19 protein-coding genes are annotated in these 21,375 nt (G+C 69.6%); 12 read left to right on the top strand and 7 right to left on the bottom strand.

Annotated features, from left to right (window positions below; genetic code table 11):
• Positions 1–49 precede the first annotated feature (49 nt).
• Both QN315_RS01430 and QN315_RS01425 read left to right on the top strand, forming a co-directional pair.
• Positions 50–1,105, top strand: coding sequence for an iron ABC transporter permease (locus tag QN315_RS01430; RefSeq protein ID WP_323993733.1), 1,056 nt, complete (start codon positions 50–52; stop codon positions 1,103–1,105).
• On the top strand, positions 1,102–1,896 hold the full coding sequence (locus QN315_RS01425) for an ABC transporter ATP-binding protein (RefSeq protein WP_323991194.1): 795 nt from the start codon (positions 1,102–1,104) through the stop codon (positions 1,894–1,896). Before QN315_RS01430 ends, QN315_RS01425 begins: the two co-directional genes overlap by 4 nt.
• Positions 1,897–1,923: 27 nt before the next feature.
• On the opposite strand, the gene QN315_RS01420 is transcribed toward QN315_RS01425, so the two are convergent.
• Together QN315_RS01420 and hemF are read right to left on the bottom strand one after the other, a co-directional pair.
• Positions 1,924–3,015: a hypothetical protein gene (locus tag QN315_RS01420; protein WP_323991193.1), complete on the bottom strand. Its 1,092-nt coding sequence runs from the start codon at positions 3,013–3,015 to the stop codon at positions 1,924–1,926.
• 314 nt (positions 3,016–3,329) lie between these two features.
• Entirely contained in the window at positions 3,330–4,247 is a 918-nt protein-coding gene (gene hemF / locus QN315_RS01415; RefSeq protein WP_176640883.1) for an oxygen-dependent coproporphyrinogen oxidase, read from the bottom strand.
• 177 nt (positions 4,248–4,424) lie between these two features.
• Between hemF and QN315_RS01410 the strand changes: the two genes are divergently transcribed.
• The 4 genes from QN315_RS01410 to QN315_RS01395 are packed head-to-tail and all read left to right on the top strand — an operon-like array spanning position 4,425 to position 7,584.
• Entirely contained in the window at positions 4,425–5,663 is a 1,239-nt protein-coding gene (locus tag QN315_RS01410) for a cytochrome b N-terminal domain-containing protein (RefSeq protein ID WP_323991192.1), read from the top strand.
• A gap of 2 nt (positions 5,664–5,665) precedes the next feature.
• A complete protein-coding gene (locus tag QN315_RS01405) occupies positions 5,666–6,433 on the top strand; it encodes a cytochrome c1 (RefSeq protein ID WP_323993730.1) in 768 nt (255 codons plus the stop codon).
• Entirely contained in the window at positions 6,423–7,340 is a 918-nt protein-coding gene (locus QN315_RS01400; protein WP_323991191.1) for an S-methyl-5'-thioadenosine phosphorylase, read from the top strand. The genes QN315_RS01405 and QN315_RS01400 overlap by 11 nt, the downstream gene beginning before the upstream one ends.
• 43 nt (positions 7,341–7,383) lie before the next feature.
• On the top strand, positions 7,384–7,584 hold the full coding sequence (locus QN315_RS01395; RefSeq protein WP_323991190.1) for a DUF4169 family protein: 201 nt from the start codon (positions 7,384–7,386) through the stop codon (positions 7,582–7,584).
• Positions 7,585–7,622: 38 nt separating this feature from the next.
• Here the strand turns inward: QN315_RS01395 and QN315_RS01390 are convergent, their stop codons facing one another.
• A complete protein-coding gene (locus QN315_RS01390; protein ID WP_176640675.1) occupies positions 7,623–7,883 on the bottom strand; it encodes an usg protein in 261 nt (86 codons plus the stop codon).
• 281 nt (positions 7,884–8,164) lie between these two features.
• On the opposite strand from QN315_RS01390, the gene groES reads away from it, so the two are divergent.
• The 3 genes from groES (at position 8,165) to QN315_RS01375 (ending at position 10,637) form a co-directional block, all read left to right on the top strand.
• On the top strand, positions 8,165–8,455 hold the full coding sequence (groES, locus tag QN315_RS01385) for a co-chaperone GroES (protein WP_176640676.1): 291 nt from the start codon (positions 8,165–8,167) through the stop codon (positions 8,453–8,455).
• A gap of 54 nt (positions 8,456–8,509) precedes the next feature.
• Positions 8,510–10,150 carry a chaperonin GroEL gene (gene groL, locus QN315_RS01380; RefSeq protein ID WP_176640677.1) on the top strand — a complete coding sequence of 547 codons (1,641 nt, stop codon included), beginning with the start codon at positions 8,510–8,512 and terminating at the stop codon, positions 10,148–10,150.
• 283 nt (positions 10,151–10,433) lie between these two features.
• Positions 10,434–10,637, top strand: coding sequence for a cold-shock protein (locus QN315_RS01375; protein WP_176640679.1), 204 nt, complete (start codon positions 10,434–10,436; stop codon positions 10,635–10,637).
• A gap of 72 nt (positions 10,638–10,709) precedes the next feature.
• On the opposite strand, the gene QN315_RS01370 is transcribed toward QN315_RS01375, so the two are convergent.
• The gene (locus QN315_RS01370) at positions 10,710–13,751 is read right to left on the bottom strand and encodes an ATP-dependent DNA helicase (protein WP_323991189.1); all 3,042 of its coding nucleotides are present in this window, start codon (positions 13,749–13,751) and stop codon (positions 10,710–10,712) included.
• A gap of 131 nt (positions 13,752–13,882) precedes the next feature.
• On the opposite strand from QN315_RS01370, the gene QN315_RS01365 reads away from it, so the two are divergent.
• The 3 genes from QN315_RS01365 (at position 13,883) to QN315_RS01355 (ending at position 18,503) form a co-directional block, all read left to right on the top strand.
• Entirely contained in the window at positions 13,883–15,520 is a 1,638-nt protein-coding gene (locus QN315_RS01365; RefSeq protein ID WP_323991188.1) for a lysine--tRNA ligase, read from the top strand.
• Between the two features lie 76 nt (positions 15,521–15,596).
• Positions 15,597–17,672, top strand: a complete 2,076-nt coding sequence (locus tag QN315_RS01360; RefSeq protein ID WP_323991187.1) for a lysylphosphatidylglycerol synthase domain-containing protein — start codon at positions 15,597–15,599, stop codon at positions 17,670–17,672.
• Between the two features lie 96 nt (positions 17,673–17,768).
• The gene (locus QN315_RS01355; protein ID WP_323991186.1) at positions 17,769–18,503 is read left to right on the top strand and encodes a MarC family protein; all 735 of its coding nucleotides are present in this window, start codon (positions 17,769–17,771) and stop codon (positions 18,501–18,503) included.
• On the opposite strand, the gene QN315_RS01350 is transcribed toward QN315_RS01355, so the two are convergent.
• The 3 genes from QN315_RS01350 to QN315_RS01340 all read right to left on the bottom strand — a co-directional run bounded on the left by QN315_RS01350 (position 18,495) and on the right by QN315_RS01340 (position 21,347).
• Positions 18,495–19,115 (bottom strand): uracil-DNA glycosylase family protein, encoded by a 621-nt coding sequence (locus QN315_RS01350; RefSeq protein ID WP_323991185.1) that lies wholly within the window; start codon positions 19,113–19,115, stop codon positions 18,495–18,497. The two genes, QN315_RS01355 and QN315_RS01350, sit on opposite strands and share 9 nt — an antisense overlap.
• Positions 19,112–19,816: an NAD-dependent deacylase gene (locus QN315_RS01345; protein WP_323991184.1), complete on the bottom strand. Its 705-nt coding sequence runs from the start codon at positions 19,814–19,816 to the stop codon at positions 19,112–19,114. Before QN315_RS01345 ends, QN315_RS01350 begins: the two co-directional genes overlap by 4 nt.
• 85 nt (positions 19,817–19,901) lie before the next feature.
• Positions 19,902–21,347, bottom strand: a complete 1,446-nt coding sequence (locus QN315_RS01340) for a cytochrome c (protein ID WP_323991183.1) — start codon at positions 21,345–21,347, stop codon at positions 19,902–19,904.
• Positions 21,348–21,375: the final 28 nt, after the last annotated feature.

Genomic DNA, 21,375 nt, shown 5'->3' with positions numbered 1-21,375 from the left:
GGCCGATACGGACGCCGGCCCGGGCGCCGGCCGGGCCGTGGGCGCCGCCATGTCCTCCGCGCGGCAGGCGGGGCTGGTCCGGCAATCCTATCGCCGGCTGCTGCGCCGGCGGGGGCTGGTGCTGCTGGTCCTGGCGGTGTTGATCCTGCTGTCCATGCTGCTGGATTTCGCGCTGGGGCCGGCGGGCCTGCCGCCCGCGACCCTGCTGCACATCCTGCTGCATCCGCATGACGGACCGGTGGGGCAGAGCGTGATCGTCTGGCAGATCCGCCTGCCCTATGCGCTGATGGCGGTCTGCGTCGGCGCCGCGCTCGGCCTGTCGGGCGCGGAAATGCAGACGATCCTGAACAACCCCCTGGCCAGCCCCTTCACGCTGGGCGTCTCGGCCGCCGCCGCGTTCGGGGCGTCGCTGGCCATCGTCCTGCAATGGCGCATCCCGGGCGTCCCGGCCGACTGGGTGGTCTCGGCCGACGCCTTCGCCTTCGCCGTCGGCTCGGCCTTCCTGCTCGACCTCGTCTCGCGCCTGCGCGACGCCTCGACCAGCACGGTGGTGCTGTTCGGCATCGCCCTGGTCTTCACCTTCCACGCTTTGGTCTCGCTGGTGCAGTTCGTGGCCAGCGAGGACGCGCTGCAGGACCTGGTCTTCTGGACCATGGGCAGCTTGACCCGCGCCAACTGGGGCAAGCTCGCGATCCTGGCGGGCGCCTGCGCGGTCATCCTGCCGCTGTCCTTCCGCGCGGCATGGGCGCTGACCGCCCTGCGCATGGGCGAGGAACGGGCCGCCAGCTTCGGCGTCGATGTCCGCCGGCTGCGCGTCGCCGCCCTGCTGCGCATCAGCGTCCTGTCGGCCCTGGCCGTCTCCTTCGTCGGCACGATCGGCTTCGTCGGGCTGATCGCCCCGCATATCGCCCGCCGCCTGCTGGGCGAGGACCATCGCTTCTACCTGCCGGGCAGCGTCCTGGTCGGGTGCCTGATCATGTCGCTCTCGTCGATCGCCGCGCGCAACGTGCTGCCGGGCGTGGTGGTGCCGGTGGGCATCGTCACCGCCCTGGTGGGCATTCCCTTCTTTCTAGCCATCGTGCTGCGGCGGCAGGTGGCGTCGTGACCGGCCCCGACCAGGCCGGCGACCTGTGCGCCCGCAATGTCACGGTCCGCTACGGCCGGCGGACGGTGCTGCAAGACCTGTCGCTCGGCCCGCTGCCCGCCGGGCGCGTTTCGGCTCTGCTCGGCCCCAACGGCAGCGGCAAGTCCACCCTGCTGCGCGCCCTGGCCGGGCTGGAACGCACCGATGCCCAGGTCCGGCTGGGCGCGACCGACCTGTCGCGCCTGCGCCCGGCCGCGCGGGCGCGCCATTGCGTCTATCTGCCGCAGGCCCTGCCGCCGCCCGTGCATCTGCAGGTGCTGGAATCCGTCATCGCCGCCCGCCGCGCCGGCCCCCATGCGGGCGGGTGGCAGGACGACGAGGTGACCGAATCGCTGGAGATCCTGGCCCGCCTGGGCGTGGACCAGTTGGCGCTCCGCTATATGGACGCGCTGTCGGGCGGGCAGCGCCAACTGGTCGGGCTGGCCCAGGCGCTGGTGCGCCGTCCGGACGTGCTGCTGCTGGACGAGCCGCTCAGCGCGCTGGACCTGCATCACCAGTTCTCGGTCATGGATATGGTCCGCCAGGAAACGCGCGCGCGCGGCATGGTCACCGTCGTGGTGCTGCATGACCTGAATATCGCGCTGCAGCAGGCCGATTACGCGGTCATGCTGTCCGACGGCAAAATCGAAGGCGCCGGCCCGCCGATGCAGGTCGTCACCGCTCCGGTGCTGCGGCAGGTCTATGGCGTGCGTGCGCGCATCGAACATTGCTCGCGCGGGCGGCCCCACGTGGTGGTGGACGGAGTGGAATAGGGGCGGAATGCCGGCCGAGCCGGGTCTTCAGCCCAGGCGCCATTCCGGCGTATGGACGGCCAGCCAGCGGCGCAGCGTCAGGACGGCGGAAATCTCGCCGGTCATGTCGCGCAGGCGGGGCCCGCAATCCGGCCCGGTGACCAGCTTGCGGCCATTGCCGGCCGTCAGGGCCGCCACGGCGCCGCTCTCCTGCGCGACCGCCACGGCATGGCGCCAGCCGGCGACCTGCGCGGGCGGGGTCAGCATCGGCAGGACCAGCGCCGCGTCCAGCGACGCGGCGGCAGCCACGACCTTCCACGCCTCATACAGCAGCCCGCTCGGCGCGCGGCCCCGTTCCTGGGTGAAGCGTGCCGCCATGGTCGGCACCGCATGGCCGCCCGCCGCGACCGGCACCGCGTCCGACAGGGTAAACAACGGCACCGCGCCGCCGCCGGCCAGCGCGTCGAACAGGGCGGCCTGGTCGCGCGGCGGCATCGGGTCGGACAGTTGCACCACGTCCACCCGTCCGTCCGCCAGGGCCGCCAGCGCATCCTTCCGGCTGCCGAAGCCCGGCACCGGCACCGGGCGCAGGCCGAACACATTCATCGCCAGCAGCGTCGCCAGCGCGATTCCGGAATTGGCGGCCGACACCGCCACCCGTACCGGACGATCGCGCACTAGGTCGCGCAGGGTGCGATGCAGCTCCACCCGCCCCACCACCACGGGCGACAGCAGGCTCATCATCAGCGGTACCCAGCGGCCGAAATCGAAATGCGCCCGCGGGTCGCCGGCCAGCGCCGCCGTCAGCGCCGCCCCCGGCACCAGCAGGGCCGTGGTGCCGTCGGGCACGGTCTGGGTATCGAACAGGTTGGCGCCCGTCACCCCGTCCTGGCCGCTGGTCAGGTGCCGCGGCAGGGGCGCCGGCTGGCCCAGGCCCCGGGCCAGCGCGTCGGACAGCACGCCGCCCCATTTGCCCGCTTCGCTCTCGGCTCCGCCCGCCACCAGCAGGCTGGGATCGGCGATCACCCCGCCGGCGGGCACGATCTCGGCGATATTCCGCAGCGTGCCGGCCGCGCGGGCCGCCCCCATGGTCCCGAGCATCGCAAGGCCCGCCGTGGCGAGGAACTGGCGCCGGCGCATCGTCTCTATGCTCGCCCGGATCGGGACAATTGCCCAGATCGGGAAAATTGAATGAAAGCGGGCCGAATTGGGGGCAAGATCGGCATCTCCATGCCTAGTGCCCCGAACCTGAAATCCCGGGATTTCACGGTCATGGCGGACACTAGCTAAATCAACGACCGTATGTCCTGCTGATCTCGAAATTCATCATATGAATTCCGGGGGGCGGGACACCAGCGCCATTCCAGCAACCATCTGGCACCGAAATGGGGCGAGTCTATGGCAGGTGCCGGGGCAGGTGCTGGGGGCGCCCCTCCGGCGGCGAAGACGGGACATTACGGCCAGCGGGCCTCGGGGGGAAGACTCATCAGGATCGCTTCGGTGTTTCCGCCGGTCTTCAACCCGAACAATGTGCCGCGGTCGTGGATCAGGTTGAACTCCACATAGCGGCCCCGCCGCACCAGTTGCGCCTCGCGTTGCGCCGCGGTCCAGCGTGCCGCCATCCGGTCGCGGACAAGGGCGGGATAGGTCTCCAGGAACGCCAGCCCCACGTCGCGGGTGAAGGCGAAGTCGGCGTCGGCGTCGCCGCTGTCCAGCCGGTCATAGAAAATCCCGCCCAGGCCGCGCGGCTCGCCGCGATGCGGCAGAAAGAAATATTCGTCGCACCATTGCTTGAAGCGCGGGTAATAGGCCGGGTCGTGCCGATCGCACGCCGCGCGGAACCCGGCATGGAACCGCGCGGCATCCGCCTGCGCCGCGGGGCTGTCGGGGAACATCGGGGTGATGTCGCCGCCGCCGCCGAACCAGCCCTCGGTCGTGACGATCAGCCGCGTGTTGAAATGCGCCGCCGGCACCAGCGGGTTGCTCATATGCGCCACCAGGCTGATCCCCGTGGCGAAGAAGCGCGGATCCTCGGCCGCCCCCGGGATGGTACCGCGGAATTCCGGGCTGAACACGCCCGTTACGGTCGAGACGTTGACCCCCACCTTCTCGAACACCCGCCCGCGCATCAGGCTCATCACCCCGCCGCCGCCGGGCGATCCGTCCTCGTTCGTCCGGTCCCACGGCGTGCGTACGAAACTGCCGGGCGCGGTCCGTCCGGGCAGGGTCTGCACGTCCTCCGCCGCGCGCTCGATCTGCTCGAACGCGTCGCAGATCCGGTCGCGCAATGCCTCGAACCATGCGCGGGCCGGGTCCTTGAGCGCGTCATGGGCCAGCATGTCGCGGGGAATGGACGCGCGGGGTTCGTTCATAGCCAATGCCTCTCATCTCGGTCGCGGGCCGCGTCGGGCGCGGCAATACGGGTGCCTGTTTGCGCCAATGATTGCAAGGAACCCTCGCTCGCCGGTATGGAAGGCAGGCAGAACCGGTGCCGCGCGGCGAACTGGGCAGCGAACTGGGCGGCGAACTGGAAGGACAAGGATAGGGTCATGAGCGACGCAGGGTCCGGCGACGCCGCGAACGCGCGGGACAAGGGCGGCGTGCTCGCCTGGCTCGATGCCCGCCTGCCGGTCGTCTCGGGCTTCCGCAAGGAATATGTCGAATACCGGATGCCCATCAATCTCAACGGATTATGGAATTTCGGCGCAATCCTGACCGTCATGCTGCTGATCATGCTGGCGACGGGAATCTTCCTGGCCGTGAACTACACGCCGACCGCGGCCGGTGCCTTCGCGTCGGTCGAGGCGATCGAGCGCCAGTTGCCCAGCAGCTGGCTGCTGCGCGCCGTTCACGCCGGGGGCGCCAGCCTGTTCCTGGCGGCGCTCTACGTGCATCTCTTCCGGGGCCTCTATTACGGCTCGTACAAGCGCCCGCGCGAAATCCTGTGGCTGACGGGGCTGGTGCTGCTGCTCATGGTCATGGTCGCCGCCTTTGCCGGCTACGTGCTGCCATGGGGCCAGATGTCCTATTGGGGCGCCGACGTGGCGGGCAAGGCGGTGGACGCGATCCCGTTCATCGGGCCCGGACTGGAACATGTCCTGCAGGGCGGCGATGCGCCGGGCGACGTCTCGCTGCACCGGTTCTTCATCCTGCACATGGTCGTGGCCTTCGGCGTGCTGGGCGTGGTCGTGGTGCATGTCGCGGCGCTGCATTTCACCGGTTCGAACAACCCGCTGGGCATCGAACCCAGGACGCCGGACGAGACGGTCCCCTTCCATCCGTACTATACCAGCAAGGATGCGCTGGGCCTGGTCCTGTTCGGCGTGCTGTTCGCCGCCCTGATCTTCTTCATGCCCGGCCTGGTGTTCGAGGCCGAGAATTTCCGCCCGGCCAACCCGCTGCATACGCCCGCCGACATCGAACCCGCATGGTATTTCCTGCCTTTCTACGGGATGCTGCAATCCGTTCCCTCGAAATTCGGCGGCCTGCTGGCGGCGATGGGGTCCATCCTGGTCCTGTTCCTGGTGCCCTGGCTGGACACGTCCCCCATCCGCTCGGCGCGCTTCCGCCCGTTCTACCGGGTCTGCATGGGGCTGCTGGTGCTGTGCTTCGTGCTGCTGGGCCTGGTCGGCCGCCATCATGCCGAAGGCGGCTGGATGGTCGTGGGGCGCCTGGCGGTGGTCTATTATTTCGCGCATTTCCTGGTGCTTCTGCCGCTGTCGGCGCGGACCGAACGGCGGATCGTCCTGCCGGACGGCATCGCCGCCGCGCTGGACCGCGACCTGTGACGATGCGGCCGACGGCGCGGCTCGCCGCGCTGCTGTTCCTGGCGTCCCCTGCCGCCGTCCATGCCCAGTCGGCACCCTATGCCGCGCCCCGGCACCTCCATTGGGGATTCGAGGGGCCGCTCGGGCATTTCGACATGGCGTCGGTCCAGCGCGGCTATGCGGTCTATGCCCAGGTCTGCTCGGCCTGCCACGCCATGAACGCGCTGACCTATGGCGACCTCGCGGCGCTCGGCCTGACGGACGAACAGGTGCGGCAGATCGCGGCCGGCCAGCGCGTGCCCGGCGGCACCGACGACCAGGGGCGGCCGGTCACCCGCCCGGCCACCGCGGCCGATCATTTCCGTGCACCCTTCGCCAGCCCCCAGGCCGCGGCGGCGGCCAACGGCGGCGCCGTCCCCCCCGACCAGTCGCGCCTGGCCCTGGTCTATCCGGGCGGCCCCGACCGGATCTACGCGCTGCTGACCGGCTATGGCGCGCAGCCGCCCGCCGGCTACCGGCCCAGCCATCCCGGCGCGTTCTACAACCCCTATGCCGCCAATGCGGAAATCTCCATGCCGCCGCCCTTGCATGACGGGCAGGTCGCCTTTACCGACGGCACGGCCGCAACCACGGCGCAGGAAGCCCGTGACGTCACCAATTTCCTCGCCTGGGCGGCATATCCTCACCTGGCCGAACGCCATCGCCTGGGGGTGCAGGTCACGCTCTACCTGCTGTTCCTGGCCGTCCTGACATTCGTTCTGAAACGGAGAATCTGGTCCAATGTCCATTAATCCCGCCTCCGGCACCGTACCGGCCGAAACGATCGAACCCGTGATCGGCCTGATCGGCGGTTCGGGCCTGTACGATGTCGACGGGCTCGAGGACAAGGAATGGCGCACGGTGGAAACGCCCTGGGGCATGCCGTCCGACCAGTTGCTGTTCGGCCGCCTGGACGGGGTGCGCTGCGTCTTCCTGCCGCGCCACGGGCGGGGGCACCCGATCCCGCCGTCGCGCCTGAACTATCGCGCCAACATCGCGGCGCTGAAGATGTCGGGCGTGACCGACATCGTGTCGCTGTCGGCCGTGGGCTCGTTGAAGGAAGACCTTCCCCCCGGCCGGTTCGTCATCATCGACCAGTTCATCGACCGCTCCTTCGCCCGGGAAAAGAGCTTCTTCGACACGGGCTGCGTCGCCCATGTCTCGATGGCCGATCCGCTCTGCCCGCGCATCGGCGACACGCTCGAGGACACGGCCCGCGCGCTCGGCCTGGACGTGACGCGCGGCGGCACCTACCTGGTCATGGAGGGCCCGCAATTCTCGACCCGCGCCGAAAGCAACCTCTACCGCTCCTGGGGCTGCTCGGTGGTCGGCATGACCAACATGCCCGAGGCCAAGCTGGCCCGCGAGGCCGAGATCTGCTACGCGACCGTGGCGATGGTGACCGATTACGATTGCTGGCACCCCGACCATGACAGCGTCACGGTCGACGCGGTCGTCAAGGTCATGCTCTCCAACGCCGACAAGGCCCGCGCTTTGGTCAAATCCGTCATTCCGGCGCTGGGCAAGCCGCGCGGCCCCTGCCGGGCCGGATGCGACCGTGCCCTGGAGCATGCGCTGATCACCGCGCCCGACAAGCGCGACCCCGCCCTGCTGGCCCGGCTGGACGCGGTGGCCGGCCGGATCCTGTCCCGGGCCTGATCTCCCTTCGTCCGGCGCGGATGTCCGGCGTTACAGGTGTCGCATGAGCAATGTCGTCAACCTCCGGCGCGAACGCAAACGCCGGGACCGGCAGCAGAAAGCGGCCGTCGCGGCCGAAAACCGTGCCCTGCACGGGCGCACGCGCGGCGCGCGCGACCTGCAGCGGCAGCAGGCCGAACACCTGGCGCGCACGCTGGACGGCGCGCGCCGCGACGATGCGCCGGACGCACCCGGGCAGGACTGATCCGTCCCGAAGCCGTCGGCCGGGACATCGTCGGGACGTCAATGAATGGTCAGCCACGCGCCGGCATGGCGCACCGACGGCACGGCCAGGCGCGCCTGCTGGGCGACCCGCACCGAATGCAGCCGCCCATCCAGCGACCGCGTCCAGAAATCCAGAAAGCGGCGCAGTTCCGGAAAGGACGGGGCCATGTCCATGTTCTGCCAGATATAGGTCTGGAGCAGGGCGGGGTGGTCCGGCAGGCGATAGAGAATCTCGGCGGTGGTCAGGCGATAATCGCGAAGCTGAAGCCGCAGGGTCATGGGCGCCTCCTTGTATCCTCACGTCCCGTCCCCCTTCGTCCGGGCCGACCCAGCCTGCCAGACCCGTCTCGAGATATTCAACAAAAATTCTTTATCTTCAAAATCTTGGCAGTCACCGAAAGAAAGTGCTGCCAAAGCTTGACACGAAACGGGGCTGATCCTAACTGTTCGTTGGCACTCTCATGCGGAGAGTGCCAAAGCGATGCGGCCTGGCGCGCGCGCCAAACCGGTGGCGTTGCTTATTCAAGGGCGTTACCTTTTTTGATGTGGAGCGATCCATAATGACGAACTTTCGTCCCCTGCATGACCGCGTGGTCGTCCGTCGCCTGACCGGCGAGGAGAAGACGGCCGGCGGCATCATCATCCCCGACACCGCCAAGGAAAAGCCGATGGAAGGCGAGATCATCTCGGTCGGCCCCGGCGCGCGGAACGAGCAGGGACAGATCGTCGCCCTGGACGTCAAGGCGGGCGACAAGGTGCTGTTCGGCAAGTGGTCGGGCACCGAAGTGAAGATCAATGGCGAGGAGCTGCTGATCATGAAGGAAAGCGACATCATGGGCGTGATCGGCTGAGATCGCGGTTCCGTTTCTTTCTGATCGATATGTTTCCCACAGGAGAATTCTGACATGGCAGCCAAGGACGTAAAGTTCGGCGGTGACGCACGCCAGCGCATGCTGCGGGGCGTGGACATTCTGGCCGATGCGGTAAAGGTGACCCTGGGCCCCAAGGGCCGTAACGTCGTGCTCGACAAGAGCTTCGGCGCGCCGCGCATCACCAAGGACGGCGTGTCCGTCGCCAAGGAAATCGAACTGGCCGACAAGTTCGAGAACATGGGCGCCCAGATGGTGCGCGAAGTGGCGTCGAAGACCAACGACGTCGCCGGTGACGGCACCACGACCGCGACCGTTCTCGCCCAGGCGATCGTCCGCGAGGGTGCCAAGGCCGTTGCGGCGGGCATGAACCCGATGGACCTCAAGCGCGGCATCGACAAGGCCGTGATCGCGGTCGTCGAAGAGCTGAAGAAGAACACCAAGAAGATCACGACCCCGGCCGAAACGGCCCAGGTCGGCACGATCTCGGCCAACGGCGAGACCGAAATCGGCGAGATGATCTCGCAGGCCATGCAGAAGGTCGGCAGCGAGGGCGTCATCACGGTGGAAGAGGCCAAGGGCCTGCACACCGAGCTGGACGTCGTCGAGGGCATGCAGTTCGACCGCGGCTATATCTCTCCGTATTTCATCACGAATGCCGAGAAGATGGTTGCCGATCTGGACAGCCCCTACATCCTGATCCACGAGAAGAAGCTGTCGTCGCTGCAGCCGATGCTGCCGCTGCTCGAGAGCGTGGTGCAGTCCGGCCGTCCGCTGCTGATCATCGCCGAAGACGTCGATGGCGAGGCGCTGGCGACCCTGGTCGTCAACAAGCTGCGCGGCGGGCTGAAGATCGCCGCCGTCAAGGCTCCGGGCTTCGGTGATCGTCGCAAGGCGATGCTGGAAGACATCGCGATCCTGACCGGCGGCCAGGTCATCAGCGAAGATCTGGGCATCAAGCTCGAGACGGTGACGCTCGCGATGCTGGGCCGTGCCAAGAAGGTCCGCATCGAGAAGGAAAACACCACGATCGTCGAGGGTGCCGGCGCGTCCGACGACATCAAGGGCCGCTGCGCCCAGATCCGCGCGCAGATCGAGGAAACCACCTCGGACTACGACCGCGAGAAGCTGCAGGAGCGTCTGGCGAAGCTGGCGGGCGGCGTTGCCGTCATCCGCGTCGGCGGCTCGACCGAGGTCGAGGTGAAGGAGCGCAAGGACCGCGTCGACGACGCGCTGCATGCGACTCGCGCCGCCGTCGAGGAAGGCATCGTTCCGGGTGGCGGCACCGCGCTGGCGCGCGCCTCGGCCGCCCTGGGCGACCTGGGCCTGGCCAATGACGACCAGCGCGTCGGTGCGGAGATCATCCGCAAGGCGCTGCAGTCGCCGCTGCGCCAGATCGCCCACAATGCGGGCGAAGACGGTGCCGTGATCGCCGGCAAGGTCCTGGAAACCAACGATTACAACTACGGCTTCGACGCCCAGGTCGGCGAGTACAAGGACCTGGTCGCGGCCGGTATCATCGACCCGACCAAGGTCGTCCGTACCGCGCTGCAGGACGCCGCGTCCGTCGCCAGCCTGCTGATCACCACCGAAGCCATGGTGGCCGAGAAGCCGGAAAAGAAGGCCCCGGCCGCGCCGGCCGGCGGCATGGGCGGCATGGGCGACATGGATTTCTAAGATCCATGATCGCCGGTCCGGCGGCGGGTTTCCGCCCCGGACCAGTGCCGGACCAACCGGAGACAGGAAGGCCGTCCGTTCGCGGGCGGCCTTCTTTTTACTTATTTTTTAAGTGGGTCCAGCGGTTGTCATGGTTTGACAAACGGGGACCATCCGTGCGCCCATAAACTGGACTGCATCGCAACGGACAGCGGGCCGGAACTTTCCGGCCTGCTGACGTGCGCGATGGACAGGCATTGATCGACGCGGCCAAGGGGCCGAAAAAGCCAAGGATAACGTGACTATGGCGACCGGAACAGTAAAGTGGTTCAACGCGACCAAGGGCTACGGATTCATCATGCCCGAGGATGGCGGCAAGGACGTGTTCGTGCACATTACCGCCGTCCAGGCGGCGGGCCTGCGCGGCCTGGCTGAAAACCAGCGCGTCAGCTACGAAGTCGTGACCGAACGCGGCAAGGCGGCGGCGTCCGACATCAAGCCGCTCTGACCCTTTCCCTCGACCGAGGGACAGGGACCGACGACCAGACGGCAGGGGGGACGGATGACGTCCTCCCTATCCTCATGCCGGCGCATCGGGGTTTCCTTCGCGCCGGCGCACGAAGGCCTCGATTTCCTGCGCCACGTCCCGCAGGCCGGCGCGCCGCACCGCGACGCCGTCCGGAAAGGCCGACATCAGGCGCGACGGCGCCCGCCGGTCCAGCAGGACGAACACGCCACGATCGCCGCCGGCGCGGATCAGCCGCCCGAAAGCCTGCCGCAGGCGCAGCCGCGCGATCCGGTCGTCATATTCGCCCGGCGCCCCGCCGGACAGATGGGTACGCCGCTCGCGATGCAGGATATCCGGCCGCGGCCAGGGCACCCGTTCGAAGACGACCAGCCGCAGCGACCGGCCCGGCACGTCCACCCCGTCACGCATCGCATCCGTGCCCAGCAGGCAGGAATTGGATTCCGAGCGGAAGATGTCGACCAGGGTCGCGTTGTCCATGCCGTCGACATGCTGGGCATAGAGCGGCAGCCCCGCATCCTCCAGTGGTTGCGACAGGCGCTGATGCACCGCGCGCAGCCGCGAAATCGCCGTGAACAACCCCAGCGCCCCGCCGCCGGCCGCCAGGAACAGGGTCCGATAGGCCCCGGCCAGCGACCCGATATCGTCATGCGCCACGTCGGTCACGATAAAGGCGCGGCTCTGCTGCCGATAATCGAACGGGCTGGCCAGGGCGGCCCGCAACGCGGGCGAGGGCAGGTGGCTGGCCCCGGTACGCGCCTCCGCCGCCTCCCACGCCCGTTCGGCCGCCTCGGGCTCGTCCCGGCCGGCCTCGCCATGCCCATTCTGGTCGCGCAGCGTCGCCGACGTCATCACGATGCCGTGGGCGGGCGCGGCCAGCACGGCGGCGAACGGTACGGTGGGGTCCAGCCAGTGGCGATGCAGCCCGACATCCTGCTCGCCGGGGCGCTGGCCGTCGCGCCGGTCCAGCCGGATGAAATCGACATGCTGCGGCGTGCCGCCGGACGCCTCGCCGTCCGTCTGTTCCAGCGCGCGCAGCATGGCGACCCATCCTTCCACCCGCGACAGGGCGCGGCGGCGCAGAGTACGAATGGCGGCCTCGATCCGCTCGCGCGTCGGGGCATCCAGTTCGCCCGTATCGTCCTCCAGCCGCTCCAGCAAGCGCTCCACCAGCGTGCGCAGCGCGACGGCCAGCCGGTCCAGCGCGCGCGCCAGGGCGGCGGCGGCGGGGCCGGCTTCGTCCGACAGCGGACGCAGGTCGCATTCGATCGCGCCGGGCATCGGCCCGCCCGGCCGGTGCCCGCCCGCGTCGGTGCCCCCACTCCCGGCCGACCGGGCCAACGCCTGGCATGCCAGCACATGCAGCAATCTCTCGCATGGATTGGGCAGCGCGACCTCGGATTCGGCCTTGACCACCATCGGCAAGGCGGCCCCCGGCAGGACGGCATCCGGCGGCAGGGCATCCGGTTCGGAATGCGCGGCCGGCGGGACCGCCGCCACAGCCGCCGCCGGGACCGCCGACAGGACCACCGACAGCCTGGCGGACCATCCCGGCGGCGGCAGCGCGTGCGCCGCCTGCAGCACCGCCTCCAGCGGCGCCTCCAGCCGAGGCAGCCCGACGACCAGGTCGTCCAGCCGGCGCTTCAGCCCCCGCGCGCGTGACCGCGCGCCCTCCGCCCCCAGCAGCCAGCGGCGCAGCTCGGCCGCTTCCAGCCCCGACAGTTCGACTGAAAACGCACCGTCGGCGGCATCCAGCACATGATGCCCCTCGTCGAACACATAGCGGGTGGGAACATTGTCCTCGTCCGTCGCGCCGTCGCCGTCCATCGCATGCCAGGCGGCCTGGGCCATCACCAGCGCATGGTTGGCGATCACCAGGTCGGCCTCCCGCGCGCGCCGAATCGAATGTTCGACGAAACAGCGCTGGTAATGCGGGCAGGCGCCATGGATGCACTCGCCCCGCCGGTCGGCGATTCCGGCCAGCATGCCACGCCCGAACAGGTCGCCGAACCATCCGGGCAGGTCGCCGCCCGTCAGGTCGCCATCCGCCGTCGCCCCGGCCCAGCGCGCGATCATCGACAGCGCGACGGTGGCGCTCGACGCGCCGGGGCGGCTGGCGGCGATATTCACCGCTTCTTCCATGTTTAGCAGGCACAGATAATTCTCGCGCCCCTTGCGCAGCACCACGTGCCGTCGCCGCACCGCCGGATCGGGATACAGGCGCGCCAGCTCGCCCTCGATCTGCCGCTGCAGGTGGCGGGTATAGGTGCTGATCCACACCGTCCCGCCATTGCGTTCCGCCCACAGGCTGGCCGGCGCGACATAGCCCAGCGTCTTGCCCGTGCCGGTCCCGGCCTCGGCCAGCACCATGTGCGGATCGCCCCGCACCATCCTGGGCGCGAAGGCCGCGCTGGCCGCCCCGGCGAAATCGGCCTGTCCCGCACGGCTTTCCGCCTGGGGCCCCAGCATCTCGGCCAGCCGGCGCCGCGCATCGGCGGCGGATACCGGATGGTTGGACGGGGCGGGGCGGGGGGCGGTCTCCTCCCATTTCGGCAGCCGGCGCCACACGCGGATGGCGTCGCCCGGCTGCAGCCTTTCGGGCGGCAGGGGATGCGCCGCCCCCAGGGCCTGCAGCACCGGCGCCCCCCACGCCCATCCCGCGCGTGCCATCCTGACCGCCAGGGCGGCCATTTCCTCGCCGGACGGCGTGGCGCGCAGGGCGGTCGCATGGTCCAGCAGGATATCGGCCAGCTCGGGCAGCAGGTCGGCTTCGCCGGCGCCGATCCGCGCCTCGTCCAGCCCCAGCGCCAGGGCCAGGCCGCGCACGGTCGGCGGAATCGTCCGGCCCGGCAGCACGAACAGGAACAGTTCCAGCAGGTCCAGCCACGGCGGCAAATGTGACGGGGATTGCAGGCGCATGCGCCGCGCGGTCAGCGGCGCATGCACCACCAGCGGCGGCGCCCAGTCGCGCAAGGCGCGCAGCGCGTCCTCGGTCGGCAGGGTCAGCACCTCGCCGTCCGGCGTCAGCAGCGAGCACGATCCGTGACGCGCCACAAGCGCGGGCGGCATGTCCGGTGGGGGGAAAGCGGCGGCCATGACAGGAACATATAGGGGACAACCGGCCGGCTGTCGCCCTCCCGGCGCGCATTGGGCGAATCGGTGCCCGCCGATCTGGTGTATGGTTTGGATTGACCCGTGCCGCTCCAGTTCCTAGCTTCCGCCCCATCATGCCCGAACAGAACCGCAACGTCCCCAATTCCCTGCCCAAGGCCTGGCCGTTCGACGAGGCCCGGAAGCTGGCGGCCCATGTCGAGAAAAAGGGCGCCCCGGCCGATGCGCCGGCCCTGCTGGAAACCGGATACGGGCCGTCCGGCCTGCCGCATATCGGCACGTTCGGCGAGGTCGCGCGCACCTCGTGGGTGCGCCAGGCCTATACCAGGCTGACCGGCCGCCCGACCCGGCTGCTGGCCTTCTCGGACGACATGGACGCGCTGCGCAAGGTGCCGGACAACGTGCCCAACGGCGACATGCTGCGCGGACATCTGGGCAAGCCGCTGTCGCGCATCCCCGATCCGTTCGGCACGCATGAATCCTTTGCCGCCCACAATAATGCGCGGCTGCGCGCGTTCCTCGACGGGTTCGGCTTCGCCTACGAATTCGCCTCGTCCACCGACTATTATACCGGCGGCCGCTTCGACGCCGCCCTGCGCCGGGTGCTGGAAGTGCATGACGAAATCGTCGCGGTCATCGCGCCGACCCTCGGTCCGGACCGCAGGGCGACCTATTCCCCGGTGCTGCCGATCCATCCGCGCACCGGCCATGTCATGCAGGTTCGCATGGATGCGATCGACGCGGCCGCCGGGACCGTCCGCTGGACAGACGATGCGGGCGAGACCTTCGAAACCCCGGTGACCGGCGGCCATGCCAAGATGCAGTGGAAGGCCGACTGGGCGATGCGCTGGTACGCGCTGGGCGTCGATTACGAAATGTCCGGCAAGGACCTGATCGATAGCGTCAAGCTCTCGGGCAGGATCTGCCGTATCCTGGGCGGCGAACCGCCCGCCGGCCTGACCTACGAACTCTTCCTCGACGAAAACGGACAGAAGATCTCCAAATCCAAGGGCAACGGCATCTCGGTCGAGGAATGGCTGCGCTATGCCCCGCCGGAAAGCCTGGGTCAGTACATGTTCAACGCCCCGCAGCGGGCGAAGCGCCTGTTCTTCGACGTTATCCCCAAGGCGGCGGACGAATACCTGGCCAATGTTGCCCGTGCCGGGGAAACGCCGGCCGACGACGCGGCCCTGCTGGCCAATCCGGCCTGGTTCATCCATGGCGGCGCCATCGGCGCCGATGACGGCAGCCCGCTGAGCTTCGGCATGCTGCTGAACCTGGCCAGCGTCGCGAACGCCGAAACCGCCGACGTGCTATGGAAATTCATCCGCCGCTACGACGCCGCGGCATCGCCCGAGACCTGCCCCATGCTGGCGCGGCTGGTGGAACATGCCGTCGTCTACTACGCCGATTTCGTGCGCCCCGCGAAGACCTACCGCGCGCCCGCGCCGCACGAACGCACCGCCCTGGCCGACCTGGCCGAAAGCCTGCGCGGGCTCGAGGACGCGCCCACCGACCCGGACACGCTGCAGAACCTGGTCTTCGAAATCGGCAAGCGCCACGGCTTCGCCGCCCTGCGCGACTGGTTCGGCTGCCTGTACGAGGTCCTGCTGGGCCAGAAAGAGGGGCCGCGCTTCGGGATCTTCATCGGATTGTACGGCGTGTCGGAAACCGTGGCGCTGATCGAAACGGCGCTGATCCGCGCCCCCGCCGCGGATGCGGACGCCGATGCATCCGACGACGCCGCCGGCTGAAGCAGCGGCATCGCCGTCATGACGCTCCCGGACCAGCCCCCCGATCCGCCCGCCGATCTGCAATGTTCCTGAAGTCATGTTCCTGAAGCGGCAGAACACGTCAGGCACGCCCCGTATTCCGCCCGGCTGGCAACGGCTGCTGCGGCATCTGCCCCATGCGCTCGGGCTGGGGCTGATGATCGCCGCCATCCTCGTCGTCCAGCACCAGGTCCGCGACCTGCATTGGGACGACATCCTCGCCGCCCTGCGCACGATACCCACCACCACCCTGGTGTTGGGGGTCGGCTGCACCCTGCTCTCCTATTTCATCCTGTCCTTCTATGACTGCCTGGCGGTGGTCCAGGTGGGGCGGCGCATGTCCTTCCGGCGTACCGCCTTCGCCTCGTTCTGTTCCTACGTCCTGTCGCACAATCTGGGATTCGCCGCGATTTCCGGGGCGGCGGTGCGTTTTCGACTCTACGGCAACTGGGGCCTCGGGACGTTCGACATCGCGCAGATCATCGCGTTCTGCTCGGCCACCTATCTGCTGGGCGCCGGCGCGCTGGTCGGCGCGGTCCTGGTGCTGGAACCCGGGGCGATCCCGGTCCTCGGCGCCCGCATCCCGCACGCGCTGCTGTCCGCCGTCGGCGTCGCGATGTGGATCGGGGTGGTGGGCTACATCCTGCTGGGGCTGCGCCTGGCCAGCCTCAGGCTGTGGCGGTACACCGTCGCGCTGCCGCGTCCGGGCATGGCCCTGGCCCAGACCCTGGTCGCCGCGACCGAGGTCGCGGCCACGGCGGGCATCGCCTATATTTTCCTGCCGGGCGGGATCGGGCTGGGATATGGCGTGTTCCTGGCGATCTATATCGCCTCGTACACGGCCGGGCTGGTCGCCAGCGTGCCCGGCGGCCTGGGCGTGTTCGACGGGGCGATGATGCTGGCGCTCAGCCCCTATCTGCCGCCGTCGCAGATCGTCAGCACGATCCTGGTCTTCAGGCTGTTCTACTACATCATCCCGCTCTTCCTGGCCGGGCTGATGTTCGCCGGGCACGAACTGTTCCTGCGCGGCGACGCCGTCCTGGCGCGCAAGGACCGGCCGGGCGCCGGCGCGCCGCGCGAACCGCTGCGCGGCCCGCGCAACGCCCGGCCCAGCCACGTCATCCGTGAAAGCGAGGCCGATTTCTCGGTCGTCGTGGCCACGGGCGCGGTCTCGATCTGCGGCGCGCTGCTGATCGCGCTGACCATTCTCGATCCCGCGTCCTGGACCCGTGCCGGCGGGCTGCACCATCTGGTGGGAGTGGCGGGGGACTACCTGCTGTCGCTGATCGGCGTCGCCCTGATCGGCCTGGCGGTCGGATTGTCGCAGCGCGTGACCCTGGCCTGGAAGGTTACGCTGGCCCTGCTGATCGGGGCCGCCGCGCTGACCCTGCTGCGCGGCGCATCCCCCGCCGTGCCGGGCATTTTGGCCCTGGTCGCGATCCTGATCGCGCCGTTCCGCAGTTCCTATTACCGCCACGCGCGCATCCTCAGCGAACCGCTGGCGTTCCCGACCATCCTGTCGCTGGTGCTGCTGATCGGCTGCGTCCTGGTGCTGGCCTGCTCGGGCCCGCAGGACGAGGTCGGCGGGAGCTGGTGGGAGGTCATGCTCTTCACCTCGACCCACGGGGTCGCGCGCTGGACCGTCGGGCTGGCGGTGGTGCTGGGGCTGGTGATGATCGGCCGCCTGATCCGCCCCGGCCGAATCGCGATCGAGGCGTGGGACGAGGCCGGGCGCGCCCACTATCACGCGCTGGACCACGCGCTGGACGATCTGGGCCCCCTGGCGCCGGCGGGCCTGCTGCCCGGCGAGGCCGGCGCGGCCCTGCTGCCCTTCCTGCGCGTCGGGCCCTACCTGATCGGCCTGGGCGATCCCGCCGGCGCATGGGACGATTGCGCCTCGGCCATCTGGTGGCTGCGCGACCTGGCGGTGCAGGAAGGCCGCCAGCCCGTCTTCTGGCGCGTCGGACCGTCCATGCTGGACGTCTATAACGATCTGGGCCTGACCTCCTGGCCGATCCAGGAAGGCGACGAAACGCGGCAGAGCTTCCTGTGCTGCCTGCCGCAGAGCGTCGCGGATGTGCGCGCGACCATGCACGGGCTGGCCGCCGACGGAATGCCGCCGGCCGCCCCTTGACGGGCGTCACGTCTTCGTAAACACGTTCCAGGACCGCACCCGCCCCGGCCGTCCGCCACGGATGGCCCGGCGGACCCGCGCCCGGGAACGATCGCCATGCCTCCTGGCCTGCACGCCGCCGTCACCCGCGATTGGGGACATGCGGTCACGGAATTCAGCAACACGTTCCTGCTCGCCTTTCCGGCCCTGTTCTCCATCGTCAACCCGCTGGGCGCCGCGCTGATCTTCACCCAGGTGACGGAAGGCCGGCCGCGTTCCGAATCGCGCGCGCTGGCCCGGGCCGTGGCCCTCTATTCCGCCAGCCTGCTGATCGCCTCGATCTGGATCGGCAGCGCCATCCTGGCCTTCTTCGGCATCACCATCGATTCGCTGCGAATCGCCGGCGGCCTGGTGGTGGCGGTGCGCGCCTGGGCTCTGCTGCAGGCGCCCGAGGCCGCCGCCGCCCGCAAGGAACAGCAGGCCCTGCAGGGCGGCCGCACCGCCGCCGCCCCAAGCTGGACGGAAATGGCGTTCTTTCCCATGACCATGCCGTTCACCGTCGGCCCGGGCACCATCTCGGTGGCCATCGCGCTCAGCGCGGCGCGCCCGACCGACGGCGACTGGCCGGCCTTCTTTGTCGCGCTGTCGGTCGCCGCGATCGTCGTGGCCGCCACGATCTGGCTGGCCTACGCCTATGCCGAGCGGCTGATGGCGCTGCTGGGCGTGACCGGCGCGCGCATCGTCTCGCGCCTGGCCGCGCTGATCCTGCTCTGCATCGGGGTGCAGATCCTCTCGTCCGGGATCAAGGGCCTGGCGCTCGGCATCGTGCGCGCCGCCGTCGGCTCAAGCTGACTTGGAGTGTGTTAGGGCCTGCTTCAGGAATGGCGCGATCGCCGCGCGCAGCGCCGGAATCACCTCCTCGGCGAACCACGGGTTGCGCCGCTCCCACGCGCCGGTGCGCCACGAGGGATGGGGCAGGGGGAAATACCGCGGCAGCAGGTCGCGATAGGCCCGCACCCGGTCCTCGACCCGCCCGGGTCCCAGTACCGCCGCCTGCGCGTACGCGCCGACCAGAAGGGTCAGCCGCACCTGCGGCATCGCCGCCAGCAGCCGCGCGCGCCACAACGGCGCGCATTCCGCCCGCGGCGGCCGGTCCCCTCCGCCGGCCAGCCGCCCCGGATAGCACAGCCCCATCGGCAGGATGGCGATGCGGCGGGAATCATAGAACAGGTCCCGGTCGATCCCCAGCCAGCCGCGCAGCCGGTCCCCCGACGCGTCGTTGAACGAGATCCCCGTCTCGTGCACCCGCGTGCCCGGCGCCTGGCTGGCGATCAGCAGCCGCGCGGTCGTCGAGACATGCAGCACCGGCCGCGGGCCCAGCGGCAGGCTGCCGGCACAGGCCCGGCAGGCCCGGACCTCGCGCACCAGCGCCTCCAGCGCCGCTTCCTCCGTCCCGGGCCTCATCCGGCCAGCACCTCCGCGACCCAGCACGGCACCGTCCGGCTGGCCGGGCCGACCATGGACCGGTCGAACAGCCCCGGTTCGGCCGGCGGACGCAGGTTGATATCCAGCGTGTCGGCATGGGCGCAGACCTGCGCCACGAAACCAGCCGCCGGATAGACCGTGCCCGAGGTGCCGATCGTGACGAACAGGTCGCAGGCCGCCAGCGCCGCCTGGATCCGCTCCATATGCAGCGGCATCTCGCCGAACCAGACGATGTCGGGCCGTAGCGATGCGGCGCCGCAACGCGGGCAGGGCGTGTGCGGCAGGCAATCATCGTCCCAGCCCGGCGTCGCGCCGCACGATATGCAGCGCACCCGGCGGACTTCACCATGCATATGCACGACGTCGCGGCTGCCCGCGCGCTCGTGCAGATCGTCGATGTTCTGGGTCACGACCAGGATGTCGCCCGCCCACTGCCCGTCGCGCGCGGCCCGCTCCAGCCGCGCCAGCGCGTGATGCGCCGCATTGGGCGCCGCCCGCATCACCTCCGCCCTGCGGTCGTTATAGAAACCGTTCACCAGCAGCGGGTCGCGGCGAAAGGCCGCCGGCGTGCAGACCTCCGCGATGTCGTAACGGCTCCAGACCCCGTCGCCGTCGCGAAATGTGTGCAGGCCGGACTCCCGGCTGATCCCGGCGCCCGTCAGGACGACGATGTTGCGCATGCTCCCGCCTCGCGTCACGCATCGAACATGGAAAGGACAGAGATGGGCGCGATCATGCCCGAATGCCACTCTTATTGCGCGTCACTTATTGCGCATCATCGATTCCCGCATGGGTCCGCGGGGCGAAGGTCCAGCCGGCGCCATAACGCTGCGGCAGCAGGATCAGCCATCCGCCGCCCGATTCATTCCAGCCGGGCGATATCGGCTTCCCTCCATCCCGCAGCCTCGCCACCTCCGCGGGCGAGACATTGGCCGGCGCATCGTTGCCCCAGCCGGTACGGATGAAGTTCACCACGTCGGCGATCTGCTGCGGCGACAGAGTCGCGCCATAGGCGGGCATGGCCACCGCCGACGGCGCCCGGTCGGTCGGCGGCAGCACCCCGCCATTGGTCACGACATTGACCACCGATGTCGGATCGTCGGTCACCACCACCGGGTTGCCGGCCAGCGGCGGGAACAGCCGCGGAATGCCGGCGCCGTCGACGCTGTGGCAGACGGCGCATTCGCGCAGATAGATTTCCGCCCCCGCCACGCCCGCGATCTTGCCTTCGTCCAGCATCTCGGCGGTCGAGGGGTCATAGACGTAATCGCCCCGCGCCGGGGGGACCGCCGGCAGGCTCTTCAGGTATCTGGCGATCGCCCGCAGATCGCCGTCGGTGAAATATCGCGTGCTCCAGGCCAGCACGTCGGCCATGCCGCCGAAGATCGCGGCATGATCGGTCCGCCCCGATTTCAGGAAATAATACAGATCTTCCTCGGACCAGCGTCCCAGCCCCAGGACCGGATCGCTGCGCAGGCTGGGCGCCACCCAGTTGTCGATCGGCGCGCCGCCCGACAGATAGGCCGCGCCGCCGCGCGCATCCAGCGCCACCTCCTGCATCGCGAAGCCGCGCGGCGTATGGCAGGCGCCGCAATGACCCGGACCGGTCACCAGATATTCCCCCCGCGCCACCACCGGGTCCTCGCCGGGGGCGGGCGCGAAGGCGGCCGGCGCGGGCGTGAACAGCGCGCGCCAGACCGCCAGCGGCCAGCGCATCGATAGCGGCCAGGCGATCTCCACCGGCCGGTTGGCCTGCGATACGGGCCGCACACCATGGATGAAATACGCATAGAGCGCGCGCATGTCCTCCTGGGTCATGCGCGCGAACGCGGGATAGGGCATCGCGGGATACAGGCTCGCCCCGTCCCGCCGCACGCCACGCCGCACCGCGCGGTCGAAATCCGCGAAACTGTAGCGGCCGATCCCGTGACGCGGATCGGGGGTGATGTTGGGCGAGTAGATCGCACCGATCGGGGTCCTGATCTCCAGCCCGCCGGCATAGGCACGGCCGTGCAGCGCGGTATGGCACGCCGCGCAGCCGCCCAGCCGCGCGACATAGGCCCCCCGATCGACCAGGGCCCGATCGATCGGCGTGGCCCGGCCGGTCATGTCATGCCGTGCCGGCGCACCTGCCGCATCGGGCCGTGCCGATGCAACGCCCGCCAGCAGGCCCAGTACCATCACGCCGAATGTCATGACGAGCCTGCGCATCCCGCTCACCCCCGTCCCGATGTCATGA

This window comes from Nguyenibacter sp. L1, from assembly GCF_035199985.1.
Classification (GTDB): domain Bacteria; phylum Pseudomonadota; class Alphaproteobacteria; order Acetobacterales; family Acetobacteraceae; genus Gluconacetobacter; species Gluconacetobacter vanlangensis.
Note: the sequence above shows the minus strand (reverse complement) of the source record. Positions and strands in the feature narration are given on the sequence as shown.

Excerpts from the sequence above, each read along its gene's own strand:
- QN315_RS01430 (WP_323993733.1), top strand. The coding sequence starts at position 50 with ATGTCCTCCGCGCGGCAGGCGGGGCTGGTCCGGCAATCCTATCGCCGG.
- QN315_RS01420 (WP_323991193.1), bottom strand. The coding sequence starts at position 3,015 with ATGCGCCGGCGCCAGTTCCTCGCCACGGCGGGCCTTGCGATGCTCGGG.
- hemF (WP_176640883.1), bottom strand. The coding sequence starts at position 4,247 with ATGAACGAACCCCGCGCGTCCATTCCCCGCGACATGCTGGCCCATGAC.
- QN315_RS01410 (WP_323991192.1), top strand. The coding sequence starts at position 4,425 with ATGAGCGACGCAGGGTCCGGCGACGCCGCGAACGCGCGGGACAAGGGC.
- QN315_RS01405 (WP_323993730.1), top strand. The coding sequence starts at position 5,666 with ATGCGGCCGACGGCGCGGCTCGCCGCGCTGCTGTTCCTGGCGTCCCCT.
- QN315_RS01400 (WP_323991191.1), top strand. The coding sequence starts at position 6,423 with ATGTCCATTAATCCCGCCTCCGGCACCGTACCGGCCGAAACGATCGAA.
- QN315_RS01395 (WP_323991190.1), top strand. The coding sequence starts at position 7,384 with ATGAGCAATGTCGTCAACCTCCGGCGCGAACGCAAACGCCGGGACCGG.
- QN315_RS01390 (WP_176640675.1), bottom strand. The coding sequence starts at position 7,883 with ATGACCCTGCGGCTTCAGCTTCGCGATTATCGCCTGACCACCGCCGAG.
- groES (WP_176640676.1), top strand. The coding sequence starts at position 8,165 with ATGACGAACTTTCGTCCCCTGCATGACCGCGTGGTCGTCCGTCGCCTG.
- groL (WP_176640677.1), top strand. The coding sequence starts at position 8,510 with ATGGCAGCCAAGGACGTAAAGTTCGGCGGTGACGCACGCCAGCGCATG.
- QN315_RS01375 (WP_176640679.1), top strand. The coding sequence starts at position 10,434 with ATGGCGACCGGAACAGTAAAGTGGTTCAACGCGACCAAGGGCTACGGA.
- QN315_RS01370 (WP_323991189.1), bottom strand. The coding sequence starts at position 13,751 with ATGGCCGCCGCTTTCCCCCCACCGGACATGCCGCCCGCGCTTGTGGCG.
- QN315_RS01365 (WP_323991188.1), top strand. The coding sequence starts at position 13,883 with ATGCCCGAACAGAACCGCAACGTCCCCAATTCCCTGCCCAAGGCCTGG.
- QN315_RS01360 (WP_323991187.1), top strand. The coding sequence starts at position 15,597 with ATGTTCCTGAAGCGGCAGAACACGTCAGGCACGCCCCGTATTCCGCCC.
- QN315_RS01355 (WP_323991186.1), top strand. The coding sequence starts at position 17,769 with ATGCCTCCTGGCCTGCACGCCGCCGTCACCCGCGATTGGGGACATGCG.
- QN315_RS01350 (WP_323991185.1), bottom strand. The coding sequence starts at position 19,115 with ATGAGGCCCGGGACGGAGGAAGCGGCGCTGGAGGCGCTGGTGCGCGAG.
- QN315_RS01345 (WP_323991184.1), bottom strand. The coding sequence starts at position 19,816 with ATGCGCAACATCGTCGTCCTGACGGGCGCCGGGATCAGCCGGGAGTCC.
- QN315_RS01340 (WP_323991183.1), bottom strand. The coding sequence starts at position 21,347 with ATGCGCAGGCTCGTCATGACATTCGGCGTGATGGTACTGGGCCTGCTG.